This is a genomic window from Lentzea roselyniae (assembly GCF_039537795.1).
GTDB lineage: Bacteria > Actinomycetota > Actinomycetes > Mycobacteriales > Pseudonocardiaceae > Lentzea > Lentzea atacamensis.
The window spans coordinates 229,832-249,235 of record NZ_BAABBE010000004.1; the positions used below are offsets into that span (position 1 = coordinate 229,832).

General features: G+C 68.2%; 22 protein-coding genes. 10 read left to right on the forward strand and 12 right to left on the reverse strand.

Features of this window, described 5'->3' with window-relative positions; translation table 11 throughout:
• Window positions 1-118 precede the first annotated feature (118 nt).
• The 4 genes from ABFX45_RS08645 (at window position 119) to ABFX45_RS08660 (ending at window position 2,437) form a co-directional block, all read left to right on the forward strand.
• Window positions 119-889 (forward strand): S1 family peptidase, encoded by a 771-nt coding sequence (locus tag ABFX45_RS08645; protein WP_109632291.1) that lies wholly within the window; start codon window positions 119-121, stop codon window positions 887-889.
• Window positions 890-1,196: 307 nt separating this feature from the next.
• Window positions 1,197-1,553 carry a L,D-transpeptidase gene (locus ABFX45_RS08650; RefSeq protein ID WP_346128844.1) on the forward strand — a complete coding sequence of 119 codons (357 nt, stop codon included), beginning with the start codon at window positions 1,197-1,199 and terminating at the stop codon, window positions 1,551-1,553.
• Between the two features lie 99 nt (window positions 1,554-1,652).
• The gene (locus ABFX45_RS08655; RefSeq protein WP_233439207.1) at window positions 1,653-1,970 is read left to right on the forward strand and encodes a L,D-transpeptidase; all 318 of its coding nucleotides are present in this window, start codon (window positions 1,653-1,655) and stop codon (window positions 1,968-1,970) included.
• 56 nt (window positions 1,971-2,026) lie between these two features.
• Window positions 2,027-2,437: a L,D-transpeptidase gene (locus ABFX45_RS08660; protein WP_109632286.1), complete on the forward strand. Its 411-nt coding sequence runs from the start codon at window positions 2,027-2,029 to the stop codon at window positions 2,435-2,437.
• Here the strand turns inward: ABFX45_RS08660 and ABFX45_RS08665 are convergent.
• Both ABFX45_RS08665 and ABFX45_RS08670 read right to left on the reverse strand, forming a co-directional pair.
• Window positions 2,434-3,183 (reverse strand): hypothetical protein, encoded by a 750-nt coding sequence (locus tag ABFX45_RS08665; RefSeq protein ID WP_109632284.1) that lies wholly within the window; start codon window positions 3,181-3,183, stop codon window positions 2,434-2,436. The two genes, ABFX45_RS08660 and ABFX45_RS08665, sit on opposite strands and share 4 nt — an antisense overlap.
• A 58-nt stretch (window positions 3,184-3,241) precedes the next feature.
• Entirely contained in the window at window positions 3,242-4,228 is a 987-nt protein-coding gene (locus tag ABFX45_RS08670) for a Glu/Leu/Phe/Val dehydrogenase dimerization domain-containing protein (protein WP_346128847.1), read from the reverse strand.
• 109 nt (window positions 4,229-4,337) lie between these two features.
• Between ABFX45_RS08670 and ABFX45_RS08675 the strand changes: the two genes are divergently transcribed.
• Window positions 4,338-4,799 carry an Lrp/AsnC family transcriptional regulator gene (locus tag ABFX45_RS08675; protein WP_109633218.1) on the forward strand — a complete coding sequence of 154 codons (462 nt, stop codon included), beginning with the start codon at window positions 4,338-4,340 and terminating at the stop codon, window positions 4,797-4,799.
• Here ABFX45_RS08675 and ABFX45_RS08680 read toward each other — a convergent pair whose 3' ends face one another.
• Both ABFX45_RS08680 and ABFX45_RS08685 read right to left on the reverse strand, forming a co-directional pair.
• Complete coding sequence (locus tag ABFX45_RS08680) at window positions 4,800-5,144, reverse strand: hypothetical protein (protein ID WP_346128850.1); 345 nt, start codon at window positions 5,142-5,144, stop codon at window positions 4,800-4,802.
• A 121-nt stretch (window positions 5,145-5,265) separates the two neighbouring features.
• Complete coding sequence (locus ABFX45_RS08685) at window positions 5,266-6,234, reverse strand: NAD(P)/FAD-dependent oxidoreductase (RefSeq protein WP_346128852.1); 969 nt, start codon at window positions 6,232-6,234, stop codon at window positions 5,266-5,268.
• A gap of 63 nt (window positions 6,235-6,297) precedes the next feature.
• Between ABFX45_RS08685 and ABFX45_RS08690 the strand changes: the two genes are divergently transcribed.
• Together ABFX45_RS08690 and ABFX45_RS08695 are read left to right on the forward strand one after the other, a co-directional pair.
• Window positions 6,298-7,692 (forward strand): class II fumarate hydratase, encoded by a 1,395-nt coding sequence (locus tag ABFX45_RS08690; protein WP_109632279.1) that lies wholly within the window; start codon window positions 6,298-6,300, stop codon window positions 7,690-7,692.
• Window positions 7,682-7,975, forward strand: coding sequence for a hypothetical protein (locus ABFX45_RS08695; protein WP_109632277.1), 294 nt, complete (start codon window positions 7,682-7,684; stop codon window positions 7,973-7,975). Before ABFX45_RS08690 ends, ABFX45_RS08695 begins: the two co-directional genes overlap by 11 nt.
• A gap of 4 nt (window positions 7,976-7,979) precedes the next feature.
• Here the strand turns inward: ABFX45_RS08695 and trhA are convergent, their stop codons facing one another.
• Complete coding sequence (gene trhA, locus ABFX45_RS08700; protein ID WP_109632275.1) at window positions 7,980-8,651, reverse strand: PAQR family membrane homeostasis protein TrhA; 672 nt, start codon at window positions 8,649-8,651, stop codon at window positions 7,980-7,982.
• Between the two features lie 78 nt (window positions 8,652-8,729).
• Between trhA and ABFX45_RS08705 the strand changes: the two genes are divergently transcribed.
• A complete protein-coding gene (locus ABFX45_RS08705; protein WP_346128855.1) occupies window positions 8,730-9,509 on the forward strand; it encodes an isoprenyl transferase in 780 nt (259 codons plus the stop codon).
• Between the two features lie 52 nt (window positions 9,510-9,561).
• On the opposite strand, the gene ABFX45_RS08710 is transcribed toward ABFX45_RS08705, so the two are convergent.
• Both ABFX45_RS08710 and ABFX45_RS08715 read right to left on the reverse strand, forming a co-directional pair.
• Window positions 9,562-9,834 carry a hypothetical protein gene (locus tag ABFX45_RS08710; RefSeq protein WP_346128857.1) on the reverse strand — a complete coding sequence of 91 codons (273 nt, stop codon included), beginning with the start codon at window positions 9,832-9,834 and terminating at the stop codon, window positions 9,562-9,564.
• An 85-nt stretch (window positions 9,835-9,919) separates the two neighbouring features.
• Window positions 9,920-10,192: a hypothetical protein gene (locus ABFX45_RS08715; RefSeq protein WP_346128859.1), complete on the reverse strand. Its 273-nt coding sequence runs from the start codon at window positions 10,190-10,192 to the stop codon at window positions 9,920-9,922.
• A 212-nt stretch (window positions 10,193-10,404) separates the two neighbouring features.
• On the opposite strand from ABFX45_RS08715, the gene ABFX45_RS08720 reads away from it, so the two are divergent.
• Window positions 10,405-11,655 carry a DUF885 domain-containing protein gene (locus ABFX45_RS08720; RefSeq protein WP_346128861.1) on the forward strand — a complete coding sequence of 417 codons (1,251 nt, stop codon included), beginning with the start codon at window positions 10,405-10,407 and terminating at the stop codon, window positions 11,653-11,655.
• Between the two features lie 401 nt (window positions 11,656-12,056).
• Window positions 12,057-13,349: an RNA 5'-3' helicase PhoH2 gene (gene phoH2 / locus ABFX45_RS08725; RefSeq protein WP_325049719.1), complete on the forward strand. Its 1,293-nt coding sequence runs from the start codon at window positions 12,057-12,059 to the stop codon at window positions 13,347-13,349.
• Between the two features lie 56 nt (window positions 13,350-13,405).
• Here the strand turns inward: phoH2 and ABFX45_RS08730 are convergent, their stop codons facing one another.
• From ABFX45_RS08730 to ABFX45_RS08750, 5 genes are all read right to left on the reverse strand, one after another.
• Complete coding sequence (locus ABFX45_RS08730; protein ID WP_346128863.1) at window positions 13,406-14,176, reverse strand: ABC transporter permease; 771 nt, start codon at window positions 14,174-14,176, stop codon at window positions 13,406-13,408.
• Complete coding sequence (locus tag ABFX45_RS08735) at window positions 14,173-15,126, reverse strand: ABC transporter ATP-binding protein (RefSeq protein WP_346128865.1); 954 nt, start codon at window positions 15,124-15,126, stop codon at window positions 14,173-14,175. The genes ABFX45_RS08730 and ABFX45_RS08735 overlap by 4 nt, the downstream gene beginning before the upstream one ends.
• Window positions 15,127-15,129: 3 nt before the next feature.
• The gene (locus ABFX45_RS08740; RefSeq protein ID WP_346128867.1) at window positions 15,130-16,569 is read right to left on the reverse strand and encodes a GuaB1 family IMP dehydrogenase-related protein; all 1,440 of its coding nucleotides are present in this window, start codon (window positions 16,567-16,569) and stop codon (window positions 15,130-15,132) included.
• Between the two features lie 387 nt (window positions 16,570-16,956).
• Window positions 16,957-17,739, reverse strand: coding sequence for a GNAT family N-acetyltransferase (locus ABFX45_RS08745; protein WP_346128869.1), 783 nt, complete (start codon window positions 17,737-17,739; stop codon window positions 16,957-16,959).
• A 44-nt stretch (window positions 17,740-17,783) separates the two neighbouring features.
• Window positions 17,784-19,316, reverse strand: a complete 1,533-nt coding sequence (locus ABFX45_RS08750) for an ATP-dependent DNA ligase (RefSeq protein ID WP_346128871.1) — start codon at window positions 19,314-19,316, stop codon at window positions 17,784-17,786.
• Window positions 19,317-19,404 lie beyond the last annotated feature (88 nt).

Here is a 19,404-nt window from a genome sequence, read left to right on the forward strand (position 1 = left end):
GGTGAACTGTGAACGCTTAGTAACCAGACGAGTGACCCTAGTCATCGTGTGACTTTCGTCCCTAGTTTCCGTCCTGACCCCGGCAACCCTGCGCCGGGATCAGGAAGGAAGCTCAACGATGAGGGCACGTTCGTTGTTCTCCGCAATCGCCGTGGCCGCGGGCGCCCTGCTCGCTTCGGCCGCCGCGGCCACCGCGGCTCCGACCCCCAACCCTGACGGCGACGTCTCGCCGATGATCGTCGGTGGCCGCAACGCCACCCAGGTCTACTCGTGGATGGTCTCGCTGCAGAGCACCTCCGGCAGCCACTTCTGCGGTGGCACGCTGATCAAGTCCAACTGGGTCGTGACGGCGAAGCACTGCGTCCAGGGCCGCACCCCGTCGTCGACCCAGGCGCGGATCGGCACCACCAACCGCACCAGCGGCGGCACGGTGGCCCGCGCGTCGCGGATCATCAACCACCCGTCGGCCGACCTGGCGCTCGTCCAGCTGTCCACCTCGGTCAGCCAGGCTCCCGCCGCCGTGGCGGCCACGTCCGGTCCGGTCGGCACCCCGTCGCGGATCATCGGCTGGGGCCAGACGTGTCCGATCCGCGGCGGCTGCGGCGCTCCGATCACCCTGCAGGAGCTTGACACGTCGATCGTCTCGGACAGCCGGTGCTCCGGCATCAACGCCGCCTCGGAGATCTGCACGAACAACACCGACGGCAACAAGGGCGCCTGCTACGGCGACTCGGGTGGCCCGCAGGTGAAGTCGGTGTCCGGCCGCTGGGAGCTGATCGGCGCGACGAGCCGCTCCGGTGGTGGCGCGACCTGCGCGACCGCTCCGTCGATCTACGTGGACGTCCCGTACTTCCGCTCGTGGATCAGCCAGTACGCGGGCTCGGTGTAAACCGGTAAACGCGTTTTGAGGGCCCGTCTCCCAACCGTTATGGGAGGCGGGCCCTCGCTTTGCAACCCCGGTGATCGTCCAGTCGTCTACTTCGGCAAAGGATGAATCACTTAGGGGGTGCGCGATGCGGATGCTGCTCGCGGCGGTCGCGTTGATGTCGGTGGCGGGATGTGCGCAGGGAACCGTGCACGCTGAAACTCCTGCAGCGCCTTCGTCATCGTCTTCTTCGCCTGTGCCCGCGTCTTCGCCGGCGCCCGTGTCTTCCTCTGAGACGCCTTCCCCGCCGCCACCGCCTCCCGCTCCGGTCGTGAAGCCGACGCCGTGCGACATCAGCGACGGCGCGTGCATCCAGCTCTCCACGAACCAGTCGTGGGTCCTGCGCGGCGACAAGATCGTCTACGGCCCGGCGCCGATCACCCACGGGCGCAAGGGCTTCGAGACGCCGCTCGGCAAGTTCCCGGTGCTGCGCAAGGTGAAGGACGAGTGGAGCCGCCCGTACAACGCGCCCATGCCGTGGTCGACGTACTTCACCCACAGCGGTATCGCGTTCCACGAGGGCTCGCTGACCGACCCGTCGCACGGCTGCATCCACCTGGACCCGAAGGCGGCGCAGTACTACTTCCAGAACCTGTCGATTGGCGAGACGGTTCAGGTGGTCTCATGATGATCAACTATGAGAACCACGGCCGTAACGGCCCTTCTGCTGCTTAGCCTCGCGGCACCCGCACACGCCTCCGGCTGCACCGTCCACAACGGAGCGTGCGTGCAGAAGCACACGAACCGGGCCTGGCTCGTCACCAACGGCGTCACGAGCTACGGCCCGGTCCAGATCAGTCACGGCAAGCCGGGGTACGGCACCCCGGTCGGCATGTTCTCCGTGCTGCGCAAGGTGAAGAACGACTGGAGCATCCCGTACAACGGCCCGATGCCGAACGCCGTGTACTTCACCTACGACGGTGTGGCGTTCCACCAGGGCGACCTGAACTCCCAGTCGCACGGGTGCGTGCGCCTGACCTGGGAAGCCTCGCAGGTCTTCTACGACAACCTCTTCGTCGGCCAGCAGGTTCAGGTTCTTCCATAAGCAGATGATTGAGATCACCGGATAGTGGTTACTCCACCACTGAGGGGTGATGTGAGATGCGAGTTCTCATCGCGACGGTGCTCCTGCTCCTCGGTTTCGCGGTACCCGCGCAGGCGCAGGCGGGGTGCACCGTCTACAACGGAGCGTGTCTGGAGAAGCACTCCAACAAGGCATGGCTGGTCTACAACGGCAAGGTGAGCTACGGACCGGTCCAGATCAGCCACGGCAAGCCGGGGTACGAGACCCCGGTCGGCACGTTCTCGGTACTGCGCAAGGTGAAGAACGACTGGAGCGTCCCCTACAACGGCCCGATGCCGAACGCGGTGTACTTCACCACGAGCGGTATCGCGTTCCACCAGGGTGACACCAACGTCCAGTCGCACGGCTGCATCCGGCTGAGCGCCGACGCGTCGCTGGTGTTCTACGACAACCTGGCGATCGGCGAGAAGGTCCAGGTGCTGCCCTAACTGATCGCTGCCCACCAGCATCCGTCGTCGCGCCCCATCACGGAGACGCGACCCGCGAGGCCGGTGGGCAGCCATCCGATGAGCCGCTCCAGCTCCTTGCCGACCACCACCAGCGCCACCCCGGGATCCGCGGACAGGTTGTCCAGCAACACCGGCACGTCCACCGCGCTGAAGTCCACATCGGACACCGGCCTGCCGGCGGGTTCCCTGGTGGCCCTGACGATCCGCCAGCCCTCGTGCCCCTCCCACTGGACTTCCTCGGCCGGCAACGAGGCCATGAACTCGTCCGACGAGGTCCGCGGCGACACGAGCGCGATCGTCCCGGCGAACCGCCCGGCCAGCGTGCTGAGCCGGAGCGGGTGCTCGAGACTTCGCGGCTCCGCCTCGACCCGCGAGTACCCGGCTCCCAGCCGCCGCGCCACCCGTTGCACCGCGGTGTGCACGCCGTCCTCCAGCGCAGCCACGACCAGCTCGACGTTCCGGCTCCGGTTGAGCGCGTCCGGCAGCGCCAGCTGCACCACGGCAAACCCGGGCATCACCGCGATGTCGGGAATCAGGCGGCTCGGCACCGTCATCTCGACCAGCACGTCGGACCCCCACCCGAACGTGTCGACCTCGGCGTTGACCCGCCGTTCGACCAGCTCGGACAACGGCTGCCAGTAAACGGTGCGCGGCCTCTCGCGCGTGACCGGCCCTGCCCACCACGGCGTGCCGGGCACGATGTCGGCCCAGTAGACGTGAATCACCAGATTCCCCCTGGGTTGCATTGCCGCGCATCCCCCTGACACGCGCAACCCGTGCAGTTCAGGCACCCATGCTACCGGCGTTCGCAGTCATGCCGCTGTCTTCCCGCTGGCGCGCACGGAGAAGCTTCCCGGCTGTCACCCCGATGCCGTCCACCCGCCGCAGCGCGGTCTCGTGGTCAGCGCCGTCGTCTTCCCTGGCCAGCGTGTAGATCACCCCACCGGCACTGGCGACGTGGTCGGGCACCCACACGATGCCGCGCGCTTCGAGCAGGCCGGCGACGCTGTCGTCGGTGAGCTGGTTGTTGGCGGGCCCGACGACCAGCCGTACGTCCAGCTGTTCGACGACTTGAGGGCTGAGCACGCCTCCCACCGCCGCAGGAACGAGCACGTCCGCCTTCACCCTGTACGCCTGGTCCGGATGCACCCAGCCGAACTCGTCCGTTCGCCTGCTCTCGTCCACATCGGACACGATCACCTCCGCACCCCGCAGCGCCCTGGCGATCAGCTCCCCCACCGAACCGAACCCGCTGATCACCACCTTCCTGCCGGTCAGGTCGTCCGTCCCGAAGACGTGACGCGAAGCGGCCTTCAACGCCGCCAGCACTCCCCGCGCCGTGGGCCCGCTCGACGAGCCCGTACCGCCGTGCTCCTCCGGCAGGCAGTAGACGTACGGGGTCAGTTCGCTGAGCACGAGCATGTCGTCAGGCCCGGTGCCGACGTCAGGCCCCGCGCGGTAGGCGCCGCCGAACTCGTTGATCAGGTCGGCGTGGTCGAGCAGCACCTGCCGCCTCAGCCCGGGAGTGAGCGGCCGATCGACGACGATCACACTTTTGGCGCCACCGTGCGGAATTCCGGCCGCCGCGCACTTGAGCGCCATTGCCTTGGACAGCCGCAACACGTCGGTGACGGCGTCAGTGATCCGCTCGTACGCCTTCATCCGGCACCCGCCGACCGCCGGGCCCGCCTCCGTCGAGTGCAGGGCGACCATCGTGGTCATCCCCGACCGCGGCCCGGTCCGGACGACGAGCCGTTCGTGTTCCCACATCAGCGTTCCTCCCGAACTTCCGCCATGCTTTGGCTTCGAAGTTAGGGTGATCACCAACGATTTCGGTGCCGAGCCGAACGTTGTTCGGCAGTCAGCGCTGGGGAGCGAGATGGACGAACTTGATTCGGCGATCGTGCGGGAACTGCAGCGCGATGCCCGGCAGTCGAACCGCGACATCGCCCGCAAGGTGGGCGTGGCACCGTCGACGAGCCTCGAACGCATCCGCCTGCTGCGCGAACGCGGCGTGATCCGCGGCTACCACGCCGACATCGCACCGTCCGCGCTGAACCGCGGGGTGCAGGCACTGGTGTCGGTGCAGGTACGTCCGCTGAGCCGCGGCGTGATCGACGCCTTCAAGGCCTTCGCCGCCCAGCTGCCGGAGGTCCTGTCGGTGTTCGTGATGGCGGGCAGCGACGACTTCGTGATCCACGTGAGTGCCCAGGACAACGAGCACCTGCACGCCTTCCTCGTCGACCGGCTGAGCCAGCGCAAGGAGATCGTCGGCTTCCGCACGTCGATCATCTTCCAGCACCTGGCGAAGCACGACCCGGCACCGCTGCCCGCGCCGTAGTCAGTCGCAGCGCTTGTCGAACTCCTCCGCCGTGATCCACTTGTGCCGATGCAACGTCTTGCCCTCGTCGAGCTGCCGGAGGGTGAAGTCCTGGACGGTGGCGTGCGGTCGTTCCTCGTAGGCGATGTCGACGGACACCACCTGGTCGGGGCCGGGCTGCCGCCACGGGATCGTCTCCACGGCGCCATCGGGCAGGCGCCCCACCTCGACCGAGGTCAACGCGACCGGCGTGGGGAAGTCGAGCTGCCAGATCGTCGGCTCGTTCTCGTCCCAGCTCTCACCTTCGACGGTGACGAACGAGATCCGGACGAGCTTCTCGATCTCTCTGTCGCAATCGGAGTACACGATCTCGACGCCGCCCCTTGCGCACGGCGTACGGCGGCGCGTCGCTACATCCGGCCAGCAGCAGGCAGGCCGCGAGCACGGCCACGAGCCTCCCCATGCCCGCGGATCCTGCCAGCGCGGATCAGCTCGCGTCGCTGGAATGCCCTGGAAAGAGGTGAGCCGAGGGGTTGAGCATGACCGCGATGTTGTTGACCGCCGTCGCCGCCTCCCCGAACCCGGTGGCGATGAGCTTGACCTTGCCGGGGTACTGCGCGACGTCACCGGCCGCGTAGACGCGGTCCAGCTTGGTCTTCATCGTGGTGTCGACGACCACCGCGCGGTGGTCGAGCTCCAGCCCCCACGACTCGATCGGCCCGAGGTCGGCCGTGAACCCGAGCGCCGCGACAACCGTCTGCGCGGGCAACGTCTTCACGTCCTCACCCTTGACCTTGATGTCCACTTCGGACAGAGGCTCGCCCCGCAGCTCCAGCACCTCGGCGTCGGTGATGATCTCGACCCCGAGCTCCCGCACCTGCCGCACAGTCGCGGCGTGCGCGCGGAAGTTGGCCCTGCGGTGCACCAACGTCACGCTGGCGGCGATCGGGTGCAGCGCGAGCGCCCAGTCGAACGCCGAGTCGCCGCCGCCCACGATCACGACGTGCTGCCCGGCGTGTTCGGCCAGCACCGGCACGAAGTGCACCATGCCGCGACCCAGCCAGCCGTCGCCCGCAGGCAGCGGCCGCGGGTTGAACTCGCCCATACCCGCCGTGATCAGCACCGCACCGGCCCTGATCGTGCTGCCGTCCGCGAGACCGATCGTGAGACCATCCTCTGCGGACTCCAGCGTGCGCGCCTGGCGACCGAGCAGGTAGGTCGGCTTGTACTGCCCTGCCTGCTCCACCAGACCGTTGACGAGGTCACGCCCGCGGATCGCGGGGAAGCCGGCCACGTCGAAAATCATCTTCTCCGGATACATCGCCGTCACCTGGCCGCCCGGTTCGGGCAGTGCGTCGACGACTGCGATCTTGAGTTCCCGGAAGCCTGCGTAATACGCGGCGAACAACCCCGTCGGGCCAGCGCCCACGACGAGGAGGTCGACGTCAAGCTCCATGAGTGGTGCCCTTCTGCCAGTGGTGGGTGGCAGTGCTGTGATCGACCATAGAGACTCGGATGCATGTCTGAACAGGAGTACCGCGTCGAGCACGACACGATGGGTGAAGTCCGCGTGCCGGTCGACGCATTGTGGCGCGCCCAAACACAACGCGCGGTCGAGAACTTCCCGATTTCCGGTCGAGGCCTGGAACGTGCCCAGGTCAGGGCCCTGGGCCTGCTCAAGGCGGCGGCGGCCAGAGTCAACGCCCAGCTCGGTGTTCTCGACGCGGACCTCGCCGCGGCCATCGCCACCGCCGCCGACGAGGTGGCCGCCGGCGAGTGGGACGCCCACTTCCCGGTCGACGTCTTCCAGACGGGTTCCGGCACGTCCTCGAACATGAACGCCAACGAGGTCATCGCCACCCTGGCTTCGCGCGCGCTGGGCCGCGACGTGCACCCGAACGACCACGTCAACGCCTCGCAGTCGTCCAACGACACCTTCCCCACGACCCTGCGTGTGGCCGCCACCGAAGCGGTCGTCACGGACGTCATCCCCGCCCTGGAGCACCTCGAGTCGGTGCTCTCCTCAAGGGCCGCAGAATGGGCTGACCTGGTCAAATCCGGCCGCACCCACCTGATGGACGCCGTGCCGATCACGCTGGGCCAGGAAGCAGGCGCGTGGGCCTCCCAGGTCCGCTACTCCGCGGAACGCCTGCAGTCCTCCGTGCCACGCCTGGCCGAACTGCCGATCGGCGGCACCGCCGTCGGCTCGGGCCTGAACGCCCCCGCCGAGTTCGGCGCCCGAGTGGCCGCCGAACTGGCCGCAACAACCGGCCTGCCCCTGGTCGAGGCCCGCGACCACTTCGAGGCCCAGGCCACCCAGGACGGCGTGGTCGAGATCTCCGGCCAGCTGCGAGCGTGCGCGGTGGCGTTGTTCAAGATCGCCAACGACCTCCGCTGGCTGGGCTCCGGTCCCCGCACGGGCCTGGGCGAACTGGCCCTCCCCGACCTCCAGCCGGGCTCGTCGATCATGCCGGGCAAGGTCAACCCGGTGATCTCGGAAGCCACGATGATGGTCGTGGCCCAGGTGATCGGCAACGACGCCGCGGTGGCCTTCGCCGGCTCGCAGGGCAACTTCCAGCTCAACGTGATGCTGCCGGTCATCGCCCGCAACGTCCTGGAGTCCTCGCGCCTGCTGGCCGCCGTGGCCCGCCTGCTGGCCGACAAGGTGCTGACCGGCACCGAGGCCCAGGCCGAGCAAATGCGCGAGTACGCCGAGTCGTCGCCCTCGATCGTCACGCCGCTGAACCGCTACCTCGGCTACGAGGAGGCGGCGTCGATCGCCAAGCAGTCGCTGAAGGAGCGCAAGACCATCCGCGCGGTCGTGCTGGAGCGCGGTCACGTGCCGTCGAAGCTGACCGAGGAGCAGCTGGACGAGGCGCTCGACGTGTTGCGGATGGCGCGCGGTGGGCGTTGACGTCCGCGTGGTCCGCAAGGAGTCACGGCGCCGCGTGACGGAGGTCGGCGTGGTGCCGGACGGAGCCGGCGTGTTCAGCGCACTGCTGGAGCGGGTGAACCATCCGCTGCTGAACCGCATCGACCCGTACGGCTACCGCGAGCTGGGCGCCGTCGACATGTCCGACTTCGTCGCGGCACTGGACGCGGTGGGCGCGGAGGGCCGTCATTTCGACGACCTCCGCGCTCTCGCGGCGGTGTGCGCTGCGGATCGTTCGCTGACGATGGAGTTTCTGGGCGACTGACCGATCAGGAGTACATGGCGAGCCAGATGGCGATGTAGTGGCAGATCGCCGCCACCACGGTCGCAGCGTGGAAGAACTCGTGATACCCGAACACCTGCGGCCAGGGGTTGGGCCACCGGGTCGCGTAGAACACCGCCCCAGCGGTGTAAAGCGCCCCGCCCACCAACAACAACACGAGCGCCGCGACTCCGGCGTGGTGCAGCAGCTCAGGCAGCACGAACACCGCCACCCAGCCGAGCGCGATGTAGATCGGCACCCCGAGCCACCGCGGCGCGTGCGGCCACGCCAGCTTCAATGTGACGCCCAGGATGGCGCCGGTCCACACGATGGCCAGCACCACGCGGCCGGTCCCCTGGTCCATCGCCAGGAGCGCGAACGGCGTGTACGTGCCCGCGATGAACACGAAGATCATCGAGTGGTCCAGGCGCTTCATCCACGTCCGGACGCGGTCGGACTTCCAGGTGACGCGGTGATACAGCGCTGAGACGCCGAACAAGCCGAGAACGGTGGCCCCGTACACCGAAGTGGCCAGAGCCGCCAGGCCGGAGACCGTGGAGGCCGCCAGCGCGATCAGTGTCGCGCCGGTCGCCACCGAGACGATGAAGGACCAGAGGTGCAGCCACCCACGAAGTCGCGGCCGCAGTCCGGGCTGTGGAGGAATGGTCGCAGTGGTCACGAGAACCCAGGTTACGCGACCGTAGGTTTCGGGACCGCGACTCAGTGATGAAGGTTGCACGGCGTACGCTGTTCGGACGTGGCACTCCGCACCCGTGTGAAAGACGTCGCTATCCACTTCTACGAGTGGATTCTCCGGCGCGAGCTGAGCGGGACACAGGTGCCCAAACACGTCGGCGTCGTCCTCGACGGCAACCGGCGGTGGGCGCGCGAGGCCGGGTTCACGGACGTCGCGCACGGGCACCGGGCCGGGGCGCGCAAGATCCTCGAGCTGCTCGACTGGTGCGGTGACGCCGGAGTCGAGGTCGTCACGCTCTGGATGCTGAGCACCGACAACCTCAACCGGCCCGCCGAAGAGCTGGCGCCGTTGCTCAACATCATCGCCGACATCACCGACGAGCTGGCCGAGGACGGCAAGCCGTGGCGGGTCAGGCACGTCGGTGCCATCGACATGCTGCCCGAGGAGCACGCCGAGCGGCTCACCAACGCCGCGGCGCGCACGAAGGGCCGCGGCGGCATCCAGGTCAACGTCGCCGTGGCGTACGGCGGCCGGCAGGAGATCGCGGACGCGGTCAGGAAACTCCTGCAGGCGCACGCCGAGCGCGGCGGCACCATCGAAGAGCTGGCCGAGGTGCTCGACGTCGACCACATCGCGGAGCACCTCTACACGTCCGGGCAGCCGGATCCGGACCTGATCATCCGCACGTCCGGTGAGCAGCGGCTCTCCGGGTTCATGCTGTGGCAGTCGGCGCACTCGGAGTTCTGGTTCTGCGAGGCCTACTGGCCCGGCTTCCGGCGCACGGACTTCCTGCGGGCCATGCGCGAGTACGCCAAGCGCCACCGCAGGTACGGCAGCTGAGCAGAAAGGGCGCCCACCGCGGAGGTGAGCGCCCCTTTCAGCTACGAGAGGATCAGTCCTCGTCGTCGTGGCCCCACTCGTCGCCGTCTTCGATGCCGCTGACCGCGCAGGTGTCCGTGATCGACGGCGAGTTGATCGGCACAGCAGCGCCGAGAACGCCGACGTTGTTGCCACAGACGCCGACGTTCACGTTCGTGTTGTTGGCGTTGCCGACGACCAGCAGCGGCGCGTTCTCCCACTCGTGGCCCTCAACGGCCATCGCCGGGCTGCCAACGGCCAGGAACGCGGCGGCCGCGCCGAGAGCGGCACCTGCCTTCTTCAGCACGATTTTCTCCTTAACGAGTTTCAAACCGGGAAAAACGTCTGGGGGCGCCACGAATGACGCCCCCAGACGCAGAGAAAAAGGGAGATCAGCCCTCGTCGACGATGCCGCCGGCGGCACAGGTCTCGGTGATGGACGGCGAGTTGATCGGCACAGCGCCGCCGAGAACGCCGACGTTGTTGCCACAGGCACCGACGTTCACGTTCGTGTTGTTGCCGTTCAGCAGAACGAGCAGCGGGCCGTTCGTCCAGTGGTGTCCACCGTCGCCTTCGCCGGCCATGGCGGCCGGGGCGAACGCGAGAGACAGCGCAGCTGCGGCAGCAACCGCGGCACAAGCCTTCTTCACGTCAATCTCCTTCATGTCGGGTTATCCCGTCATTTCCGGAGCCTTCGGGGATCTCCGGAGGGTGGGGTCTCCGGGCGGAGACGTTATCGGTGTTGATCCCGATTGGTGGCCCCGATGACCCCATTGTGTGACGGCAAGATCAACAACATTGCCCGTTCAGGTGGTCTTCGATTCACGATTCGGTCGCGAGTAAGGCGGCGTGGTAGACGCTCTACGCTCTCCGACTCATGGAGGCCAACGAGCTCGTGCGCGGATACCTGGTTCTTGGGCTGCGGCTCGGGCGCCTGGTGCCCGGGTTCGTCGACTCGTTCACCGGCGACCCGGCACTGAGCCGCGCCGTCGACAACGAGCCGCGCCTCGACCCCAAGGCGCTGGCAGACCACGCGCGGCAGCTCCGGCGTGAGCTCGTCGACACTGACCTCGCTGACCAGCGCAAACAGTTCCTCCAGGCGCACCTCACCGCGTTGGAGTGCACCGCGCGCAAGCTCGCTGGCGAACGCATCGCGTTCATCGACGAGGTCGAGCGGTACTTCCAGGTCCGCATCCGCCCCGGCGACGAGGACGCGTACGCGCAGGCCCACCGCAACCTCGACGCGCTGCTGCCGGGTGCCGGTTCGCTCTCCGAACGCCTCAACGCCTTCCGCACGGCCGACGAGGTGCCCCCACGCAGGCTCCAGGGCGCCGTCCAGGCCACCTCCAGCGCCCTGAGGGACCGCGTGCGGCGCAAGTACGCACTGCCCGAGCAGGAGATCGTCGAGTACCAGGTCGTCACGAACAAGCCGTGGAGCGGCTTCAACTACTACCTCGGCGGCTACCGGTCGCGCGTCGCGATCAACGCCGACCTGAACCACCGCATGTCGAACCTGCCGCACCTGGTCGCCCACGAGTCCTATCCGGGCCACCACACCGAGCACTGCCGCAAGGAGGCGGGACTCGTCGCCAAGCGGGGCCACGCCGAGCAGTCGATCTTCCTGATCAACACGCCGCAGTGCCTGATGGCCGAGGGCATGGCGGACCTCGGCCTGCACGCCGCGGTCGGGCCGGGCTGGGGCGTCTGGACGGAGCAGATCTTCCGCGACCTCGGGTTGCGAATGGACGGCGAACTGTCCGAAAAGGTCGAATCGGCGGCGTCCGGCCTGCTCACCGTGCGGCAGGACGCCGCCCTGCTGCTACACGATCGGGGTGCGGATCAGGATGACGTGGTTGCGCATCTGCGCAGGTGGCTGCTAGTCCCCGACCGCCGCGCACGGCAGATGGTTCGTTTTCTGGCCGACCCGTTGTGGCGCGCGTACACCACCACATACGTCGAAGGAGTGCGCCTCGTGAGGGCCTGGCTGGACGTCCGCGCGCCCGGCGAGTCGCTCGACTCCCGCTATCTGAGACTTCTCGACGAGCCCCTGGTGCCGAAATCCCTGGAATCCCAGGTTCGGGACGGCCTGTCGTGGCTGGCCCGCAACGGCCACGAAAATGGCATCTGACCAGCGAAAACACGGCTACGGTCACGTTTCGGGTTGTTTTCCGGCAGATGACAAATCGGGATTCACCTGTGTGGCTTCATGCAGACGGGGTACTTCCGCAGGTAACTTCGAAAGCGGCGGGACGCGACCACTGCGGACCGCGCAGGGAGGCTCTGATCGTGGCAGACAACGTCGCGAGGGGGCCGGCACCCGGCCCTCGTGGTCGACCTGCCTGACGCCGACACCGGCGGAAGGTGAGACGACCGATCAGGGTGGTGCCTGGCCCAGCGAGGAGCGGACGCGGGTGCCGCGTTCGTGAGGGAGTTGCCGTGAACGCACGACGTCCCGCGAGCCGTTCCTCAGGCTCATCGCGCAGTTCCTCCCCCCGGCGCAAGTCCGCCGCTCCAGCCATCACCACATATGTGCTGGACACGTCGGTACTGCTGTCCGACCCTCTCGCCCCCACCCGTTTCGCGGAGCACGAGGTCGTGCTGCCGCTCGTGGTGATCAGCGAGCTGGAGGGCAAGCGCCACCACCCCGAACTGGGCTGGTTCGCGAGGGAAGCACTGCGTCTGCTCGACGACCTGCGCTTGCGGCATGGTCGCCTCGATTCACCGATCTCCATAGGAGATCTGGGAGGCACCTTGCACGTCGAGCTCAACCACTCCGACCCGGAGGTGTTGCCATCAGGTTTCCGAACGGACTCCAACGACGCCCGGATCCTCGCTTGCTCCCTCAACCTCGCTGCTGAGGGGCGAAACGTCACCCTGGTGACCAAGGACATGCCGCTGCGGGTCAAGGCCGGATCGGTCGGCCTGCAGGCGGAGGAGTACCGGGCGCACGACGTGACCCTGTCCGGCTGGACGGGAATGTCCGATCTGGACGTTCCTCAGTCGTTGGTGGACAGCCTGTTCAAGGAGAACGTCGTCGACCCCACCCAGTACGAGGACCTGGAGCACATCGCGGAACTGCCCTGCCACACCGGACTCCGGTTGCTGGCGGGCACGTCGAGTGCGCTGGGCCGGGTGACCGCGGACAAGCAGATCAGGCTGGTGCGCGGAGATCGGGAGGCGTTCGGACTGCACGGCAGGTCCGCTGAACAGCGGATCGCGCTGGACCTGTTGCTCGACGCCGATGTCGGCATCGTCTCGCTGGGCGGACGTGCGGGCACCGGCAAATCGGCGCTGGCGTTGTGCGCCGGCCTCGAAGCGGTGATGGAACGCAGGCAGCACCGCAAGGTCGTGGTGTTCCGGCCGCTGTACGCGGTCGGTGGCCAGGAGCTCGGGTACCTGCCGGGTACCGAGAACGAGAAGATGGGGCCGTGGGCGCAGGCGGTGTTCGACACCCTCGGCGCGCTGGTGAGCCAGGCGGTGCTGGAGGAGGTGCTGGACCGCGGGATGCTCGAGGTCCTGCCGCTCACCCACATCCGCGGTCGCTCGCTGCACGACTCCTTCGTGATCGTGGACGAGGCGCAGTCGTTGGAGCGCAACGTCCTGCTGACCGTGCTGTCCCGCCTGGGCAGCAACTCGCGGGTGGTGCTGACGCACGACGTGGCGCAGCGCGACAACCTGCGGGTGGGCCGGCACGACGGCGTGGCGGCGGTGATCGAGAAGCTGAAGGGTCACCCGCTCTTCGCACACGTGACCCTGACCCGCTCGGAGCGTTCGCCGATCGCGGCCCTCGTCACCGAGATGCTGGAGGACTACGCCTCATAGTCGCGTCCTGAGTGGAACGGCCCCGCGCTTTCGTGGCGCGGGGCCGTTTCGCATCGCTAGTCGAGCGCGCGTTTCATGAAGCCGCGCAGGCCGAGCCCGCCGAAGCCCGCGATCGCGATCACGAGCACCAGCAAAACGATCGGCAACGGGATGTGCGGCACGCTGGGCACCAGCTCCGCGCGCATGCCCTCGCTCACGTACGTCAACGGGTTGAGTGCGCAGATCACCTTGAACCACAGCAGGTCGTCGCTCAGCGATCGCCACGGGAACTGTGAGGACCCCGTGAACAGCAACGGCGTAAGGATCACCGCGAACATCACGTTGACCCGGCGAGCCGGCACCGACGTGCCGATGACCAGGCCGACCGCGCCACCGGCGAGGCAGCCCAGGACGATCACCAGCAGGGCGCCCGGAATCCCTTCCCACGCCCACGAAACGTCGAGCATCACGAACCCGACCGGCACCATCAGCACCGCCGCGAAGAACCCGCGGATCGCGCCGAACACGATCTTCTCCACCGCGACCAGCGGGATGGAGATCGGTGCGAGCAGCCGGTCCTCGATCTCCCGCGTCCAGGAGAAGTCCAGCACCAGCGGCAGCGTCGTGTTCTGCAACGCGCCGAGGAACCCGTTCATCGCGATGATGCCGGGCAGCAGCACCTGAGCGAAGTCGTCCTGGACGTACCCGATGTCCCCCAGCACCTTCGCGAAGATGAAGAGGATGAAGAACGGCTGGATGATCACCTGCGCGAGGAAGCTCGGCAGCTCGCGGCCCGTGACGAAGACGTCGCGCCACAGGATCGCCTGGAACGTCCTGAGCTGGCTCACCGCAGCTCCCTGCCGGTCAGGTGGATGAAGACGTCTTCCAGGCTGGGCTTGCCGATCGCGACGTCGCTGACGACGACGTCGAGGTCCCGCAGCACGTTCAGCACCGCCGGCAACGTGACCGCGGTGTCGACGTCGGTGTAGACGCGGAACATGTTGTTCACGTCCTCGACCCGCTGCACACCGTCCACTTCGGACAGCGCTTGAGTGATCTTCGCGGGCTCGTGGCCGTTCGGGCCGACCGTGACGCTGACCGTGTTGCTACCGGGCAGGCTCCTCGTCAGCTCCGCGGGCGTGTCCAGCGTGAGCAGCTTGCCGTGGTCGACGATGCCGACGCGGTCGCACAGCTTCGCGGCCTCGTCCATGTCGTGCGTGGTCAGCACGACCGTGACGCCTTCCGCGTGCAGTGCGGCGACGCGTTCGTGAACGAAGAGCCTGGCCTGAGGGTCGAGGCCGGTGCTGGGTTCGTCGAGGAACAACACCTTCGGGCGGTGCATCAGCGCGCGGGCGATCATCAACCGCTGCGCCTGCCCGCCGGACAACGTGTCGACGAGCGCGTTCTCGTGGTCCTTCAACCCCATCCGCTCGAGGATGTCGTCGGCGAGCTTCTTGCGTTCCGCGGGCCCGATTCCGTGGTAGGCCGCGTGGAACAACAGGTTCTGCCGCGCGTTGAGCGAACGGTCGAGGTTGTTGCGCTGCGGCACGACAGCCAGCAGCTGCCGCGCGCGCTTCGAGTCGGTGACCACGTCGACCCCCTCCACCAGCGCCCGCCCCGACGTGGGGCGGACGCGCGTGGTGAGGACGCCGACCGTGGTCGTCTTGCCCGCGCCGTTCGGCCCGAGCAATCCGAAGACCTCACCGCGGCGGACGGTGAAGCTCAACCCGTCCACCGCCGGTTTTTGTCCGGTTTTATAGACTTTGCGGAGTTCTCTCACCTCAACCGCGTCGTCCACTTCTCACCATCCCCCTGGCAACGGCCGCCCTTCCGCGAATCCAGCCGCCGACTGGATGCCGAGCACAGCCTTGGCGTGAAACTCCTCCAACGAGGTCGCACCGGCATACGTGCAGGCCGAGCGAACGCCGGACGTGATGGCGTCCAGCAGATCCTCCACGCTCGGGCGCACCGGGTCCAAGCGCATTTTCGAAGTGGAAATACCTTCTTCGAACAGCCCCTTCTTCGCCCGGTCGAACGCGTTGTCGCTGCGCGTCCGGGCAGTCACGGCACGCTTCGAGGCCATTCCGAAGGATTCCTTGTAGAGGTTTCCGCGCTCGTCCCGCTGCAGGTCGCCAGGCGACTCGTAAGTGCCGGCGAACCAGCTGCCGACCATGACGCTGCTGGCCCCCGCCGCAAGCGCCAACGCCACGTCGCGCGGGTGCCGCACACCACCGTCGGCCCACACGTGCTTGCCGAGCCTGCGCGCCTCCGCCGCACACTCCGCGACCGCGCTGAACTGCGGCCGCCCCACACCGGTCATCATGCGCGTGGTGCACATCGCGCCAGGCCCGACCCCGACCTTGATGATGTCCGCCCCGGCCTCGACCAGATCCCGCACACCTTCCGCGGTGACGACGTTGCCCGCCGCGACCGGCACGCTCGGGTTGGCCTCCTTGACCGCCCTGAGCGCAGCGATCATCTTCTCCTGGTGCCCGTGCGCCGTGTCCACGACCAGCACGTCCACCCCGGCCTTGATCAACGCCTCGGCCTTGGCCCTGACGTCGCCGTTGACCCCGACCGCCGCCGCGACCCGCAGCCTGCCCTCGGCGTCCGCGGCGGGCCGGTAGATCTCCGCCCGCAACGCCGTGAGCTCCGTCAGCACACCGCTGAGCCGCTGGTCGTCGTCGACGCCCAGCGCAATCCGGTGCGCGCTGTGGTGGAGCTGGTCGAACACCTCCTGCGGCTTCGTGCCGAGCGGCAGCAGCAGGACATCGGTGTTCATGACGTCGCCGATGCGCGTGAACCGGTCAACACCCGTGAGCGCCTCCTCGTCGACGACGCCGATGGGCCGCCCGCCGTCGTCCACGACGACAACCGCGCCGTGCGCCCGCTTGTGCAGCAGGTTCCACGCGTCCGCCACCGCGTCGCCCGTGGTGAGCGTCAGCGGGGTGTCCCAGACCGGATGCCGCTCCTTGACCCACGCGATGATCTCCGCGACCGCCTCGGTGGGCACGTCCTGCGGGATGACGACAAGTCCGCCGCGCCGCGCGATGGTCTCGGCCATGCGCCGCCCGGCGACCGCCGTCATGTTGGCGACGACGATCGGGATCGTGGCCCCGGTGCCGTCCGAGGTGGACAGATCAACGCCGAACCGCGACTCCACGGCACTGCGGCCGGGAATGAGGAAAACGTCGTCGTAGGTCAGGTCGTAAGAGGGTCGATGCCCTTCGATGAACCGCACGTGCTTCCACGATACCCGGTACGTCTCACTTGGGCATGCGGCTCGGCCTGGCCTGTGGCGCGGCTCGCTCCGGCCCGTGGTGCGGCTCGTTCCGGACCGAGCCTGCATTCCTGGCCCCGAGCCGTGCAGTCCCAACGAGCCGTGCAGTCCCAACAGGACCGGCCGTGCCCTCCGTCCGACCCGAGCCCCCGCGCTTCCTCACCTTGCGGAACGCTTGAAAAGCGGTTTGGGTTCCCGACTGTCCACAGATTAGCCCTCCGGACGTTTCCGCAGGTCAGGTCGCCGGAATCTGTGGACAACTCGAGATCTTGAGCCGTGCGGCGCGTTGCGCCGGGCCGGTGAAGCCCGCACTCCGGGGCAGGCCATCGACCCAGACGATCCGCGGTCTCAGCTTCGCTTCAAGAGGTACCCCGTGGTCGTGGTGACCTTGACGAACCCGAGCCGCTCGAGGATCGGCCTGCTGTCCTCGCTGGCGTCGACCTGCAGGTACTTCAGGCCGCGGGCGAGTGCCACTTCGGCCCGGTGCGCGATGAGTGCCCGGTAGATGCCCCGGCCACGCCACTGCTGCAGCGTGGAGCCTCCCCACAGGCCTCCGAACTCCGTGCCCGGGACGATCTCCAGGCGCGCGGACGACACGATCTGGCCCTCGGCCTCGGCCACGACGATGACGGTGTCCGGGTCGTCCCTCTTGTCGATCAAGTAGTCGGTGAGGTAGCTGACGTCCTTGCCGAACGCCTCGGACGACGCGGCGCCGGCTCGGCGGATGTCTGCCTCGTCCCTGGTCTCCCGCAGGACGATCCCGTCGAGGTCGACCGGCGTGACCATGTCCTCGGCCAGTCCGATCAGCACGGTCTCGCGGCCGTCCGACTCGAATCCAGCCCTCAGAAGCCGGTCTGGCAGGTCGGCGGGTGTGTCGTGGCCCCACGTCTTCCACTCGACGGACTGGTCGCGCGCAGAGAAGAAGTCGCGTTGCCGCGCGATGAGCTCGTCCAGTGCGGGGCCTTCGATGCCGAGGTCAGGCGGTCCGGCCACGAAGCCTCGCCGACGTGGCCAGGACACGCGGAACACAGGACCGTCGCGGTCGACGGTCGCCTCGGGATCCGGGACGGTCCACTCGGCGGGGCGGGCCTGATCGTCGTACGCACGGAGCAGCGCGGCAGCATCGGTCACCGGCCCGACGCTATTCCCCTGCATCGGCTAGCCGCACGCGAGTTTCAACCCCGGCGCGCGTCCGGTTGTGCGGTGGGCAGAAGTGCCCTCACCTCCTCGATCGTCGTCGCCTCCGACGGGTCCTTGTCCGGGCGGTAGCGCACGACGCGGGCGAACCGCAGCGCCACCCCGCCGGGATAGCGCGGCGAGACCTGCACGCCGTCCAGCTCGATCTCGATCACCAGCTCCGGGCGGACCATGACCACCCAGTCGTTCTGCTCGGTCGCGATCTCCTGCAGGGCCTTCGTCTGCCACGTGAGCAGCTCGTCGGTGAGGCCCTTGAAGGTCTTGCCGACCATCACCGGCGGGCCGCCGTCCGAGTCGCGGGCACCCAGGTGCAGGTTCGACAGCCATCCGCGGCGGCGGCCGCTGCCCCACTCGACCCCGAGCACGATCAGGTCGAGCGTGTGGACCGGCTTCACCTTCTGCCAGGCACGACCGCGTCTGCCCGCCGCGTAGGGCGAGGCGAGCGACTTCACCATCACGCCCTCGTGACCGGCGCTCAGCGACGCCGTGACGACCTCGGCCGCCTCGTCCGGCGACGGGTCCAGCACGCCCGGGATGACGTGCTCGCCCGCGACCTGCCGGAGAGCTGTCAGACGGTCTCTCAGCGGCTCGTCGAGCAGGTCCTTGCCGTCGAGGTGCAGGCAGTCGAAGAAGTAGGGGTGCAGGAGCAGCTCGCGCTCGTCCTGCGCGCCGAACCGGCTCATCGTCTCCTGGAACGGGCGGGGTCTCCCCTCGTCGGTCAACGCCAGGGTCTCGCCGTCGAGCACCACGGACGTGCACGGCAGGCCGCGCACGAGCTCGACCAGCTCGGGCACCGTTTTGGTGATCTCGCGCAACGTGCGGGTGTAGACGCGGACGTCGTCGCCCGAGCGGTGCACCTGGATGCGCGCACCGTCGAGCTTGTGCTCCACCACGCAGCTGCCGAGCTCGGACAGCGCCTCGCTCAGCGACTCGGCTGGTGAGGCCAGCATCGGCCGCAGCGGACGCCCGACCTCCAGCCGGAACGCCTCCAGCGCCTCCGCGCCGCCGGCCAGCGCGGCCACCGCCGTCTCAGGTAATCGGCCGGACAGCATGAACGCGCGTCGCACCGTCTCGCCCGGCACGTCCGCGGCCGAGGCGATCGCGTCCAGCATCACGCCTTCCAGCGCGCCCTGCCGCAGCTCACCGGTGAGCAAGCGACGTAAGAAGTCCTGCTCCGCCTCAGTGGAACGACCGAAAAGCGCCGTCAGCAGGTCGGCTCGGCGCTGCGCCGAGCCCTTGCCGGACGTCGCGGCCACCTCGGCGAGCACGGCGTCGACCTCGGCGACCGTGAGTTCCGCCTGAGCGACCGGCGGCACGGACAGGTCGAAGACCGTGCGCCAGCCCGCGCCGATGCGACCCTGCCGCGGCGTGCCTATGAGGAAGGACACCACCGCGACCACGACGTCGGCCGACGCCGAGCGCAGCAACGCGGACAACGCCTTGACCTTGGCAAGGCGCGATCGCGTCGCCGCCACGGCGGCCGACGTGTCGACTACTTCGGAAAGGAGCACGGACTCATGGTGCACCCGAGCACTGACAATTTCTGGACGGTCGGGTTAGGCTGACCAGGTCAACCGTTCTACCTGGGGGTTTATCGCG

What these genes read in the sequence shown, in the direction of transcription:
- ABFX45_RS08645 (WP_109632291.1), top strand. Translation starts at nt 119, where the DNA reads ATGAGGGCACGTTCGTTGTTCTCCGCAATCGCCGTGGCCGCGGGCGCC.
- ABFX45_RS08660 (WP_109632286.1), top strand. Translation starts at nt 2,027, where the DNA reads ATGCGAGTTCTCATCGCGACGGTGCTCCTGCTCCTCGGTTTCGCGGTA.
- ABFX45_RS08670 (WP_346128847.1), bottom strand. Translation starts at nt 4,228, where the DNA reads ATGTGGGAACACGAACGGCTCGTCGTCCGGACCGGGCCGCGGTCGGGG.
- ABFX45_RS08675 (WP_109633218.1), top strand. Translation starts at nt 4,338, where the DNA reads ATGGACGAACTTGATTCGGCGATCGTGCGGGAACTGCAGCGCGATGCC.
- ABFX45_RS08685 (WP_346128852.1), bottom strand. Translation starts at nt 6,234, where the DNA reads ATGGAGCTTGACGTCGACCTCCTCGTCGTGGGCGCTGGCCCGACGGGG.
- ABFX45_RS08690 (WP_109632279.1), top strand. Translation starts at nt 6,298, where the DNA reads ATGTCTGAACAGGAGTACCGCGTCGAGCACGACACGATGGGTGAAGTC.
- ABFX45_RS08715 (WP_346128859.1), bottom strand. Translation starts at nt 10,192, where the DNA reads ATGAAGGAGATTGACGTGAAGAAGGCTTGTGCCGCGGTTGCTGCCGCA.
- ABFX45_RS08720 (WP_346128861.1), top strand. Translation starts at nt 10,405, where the DNA reads ATGGAGGCCAACGAGCTCGTGCGCGGATACCTGGTTCTTGGGCTGCGG.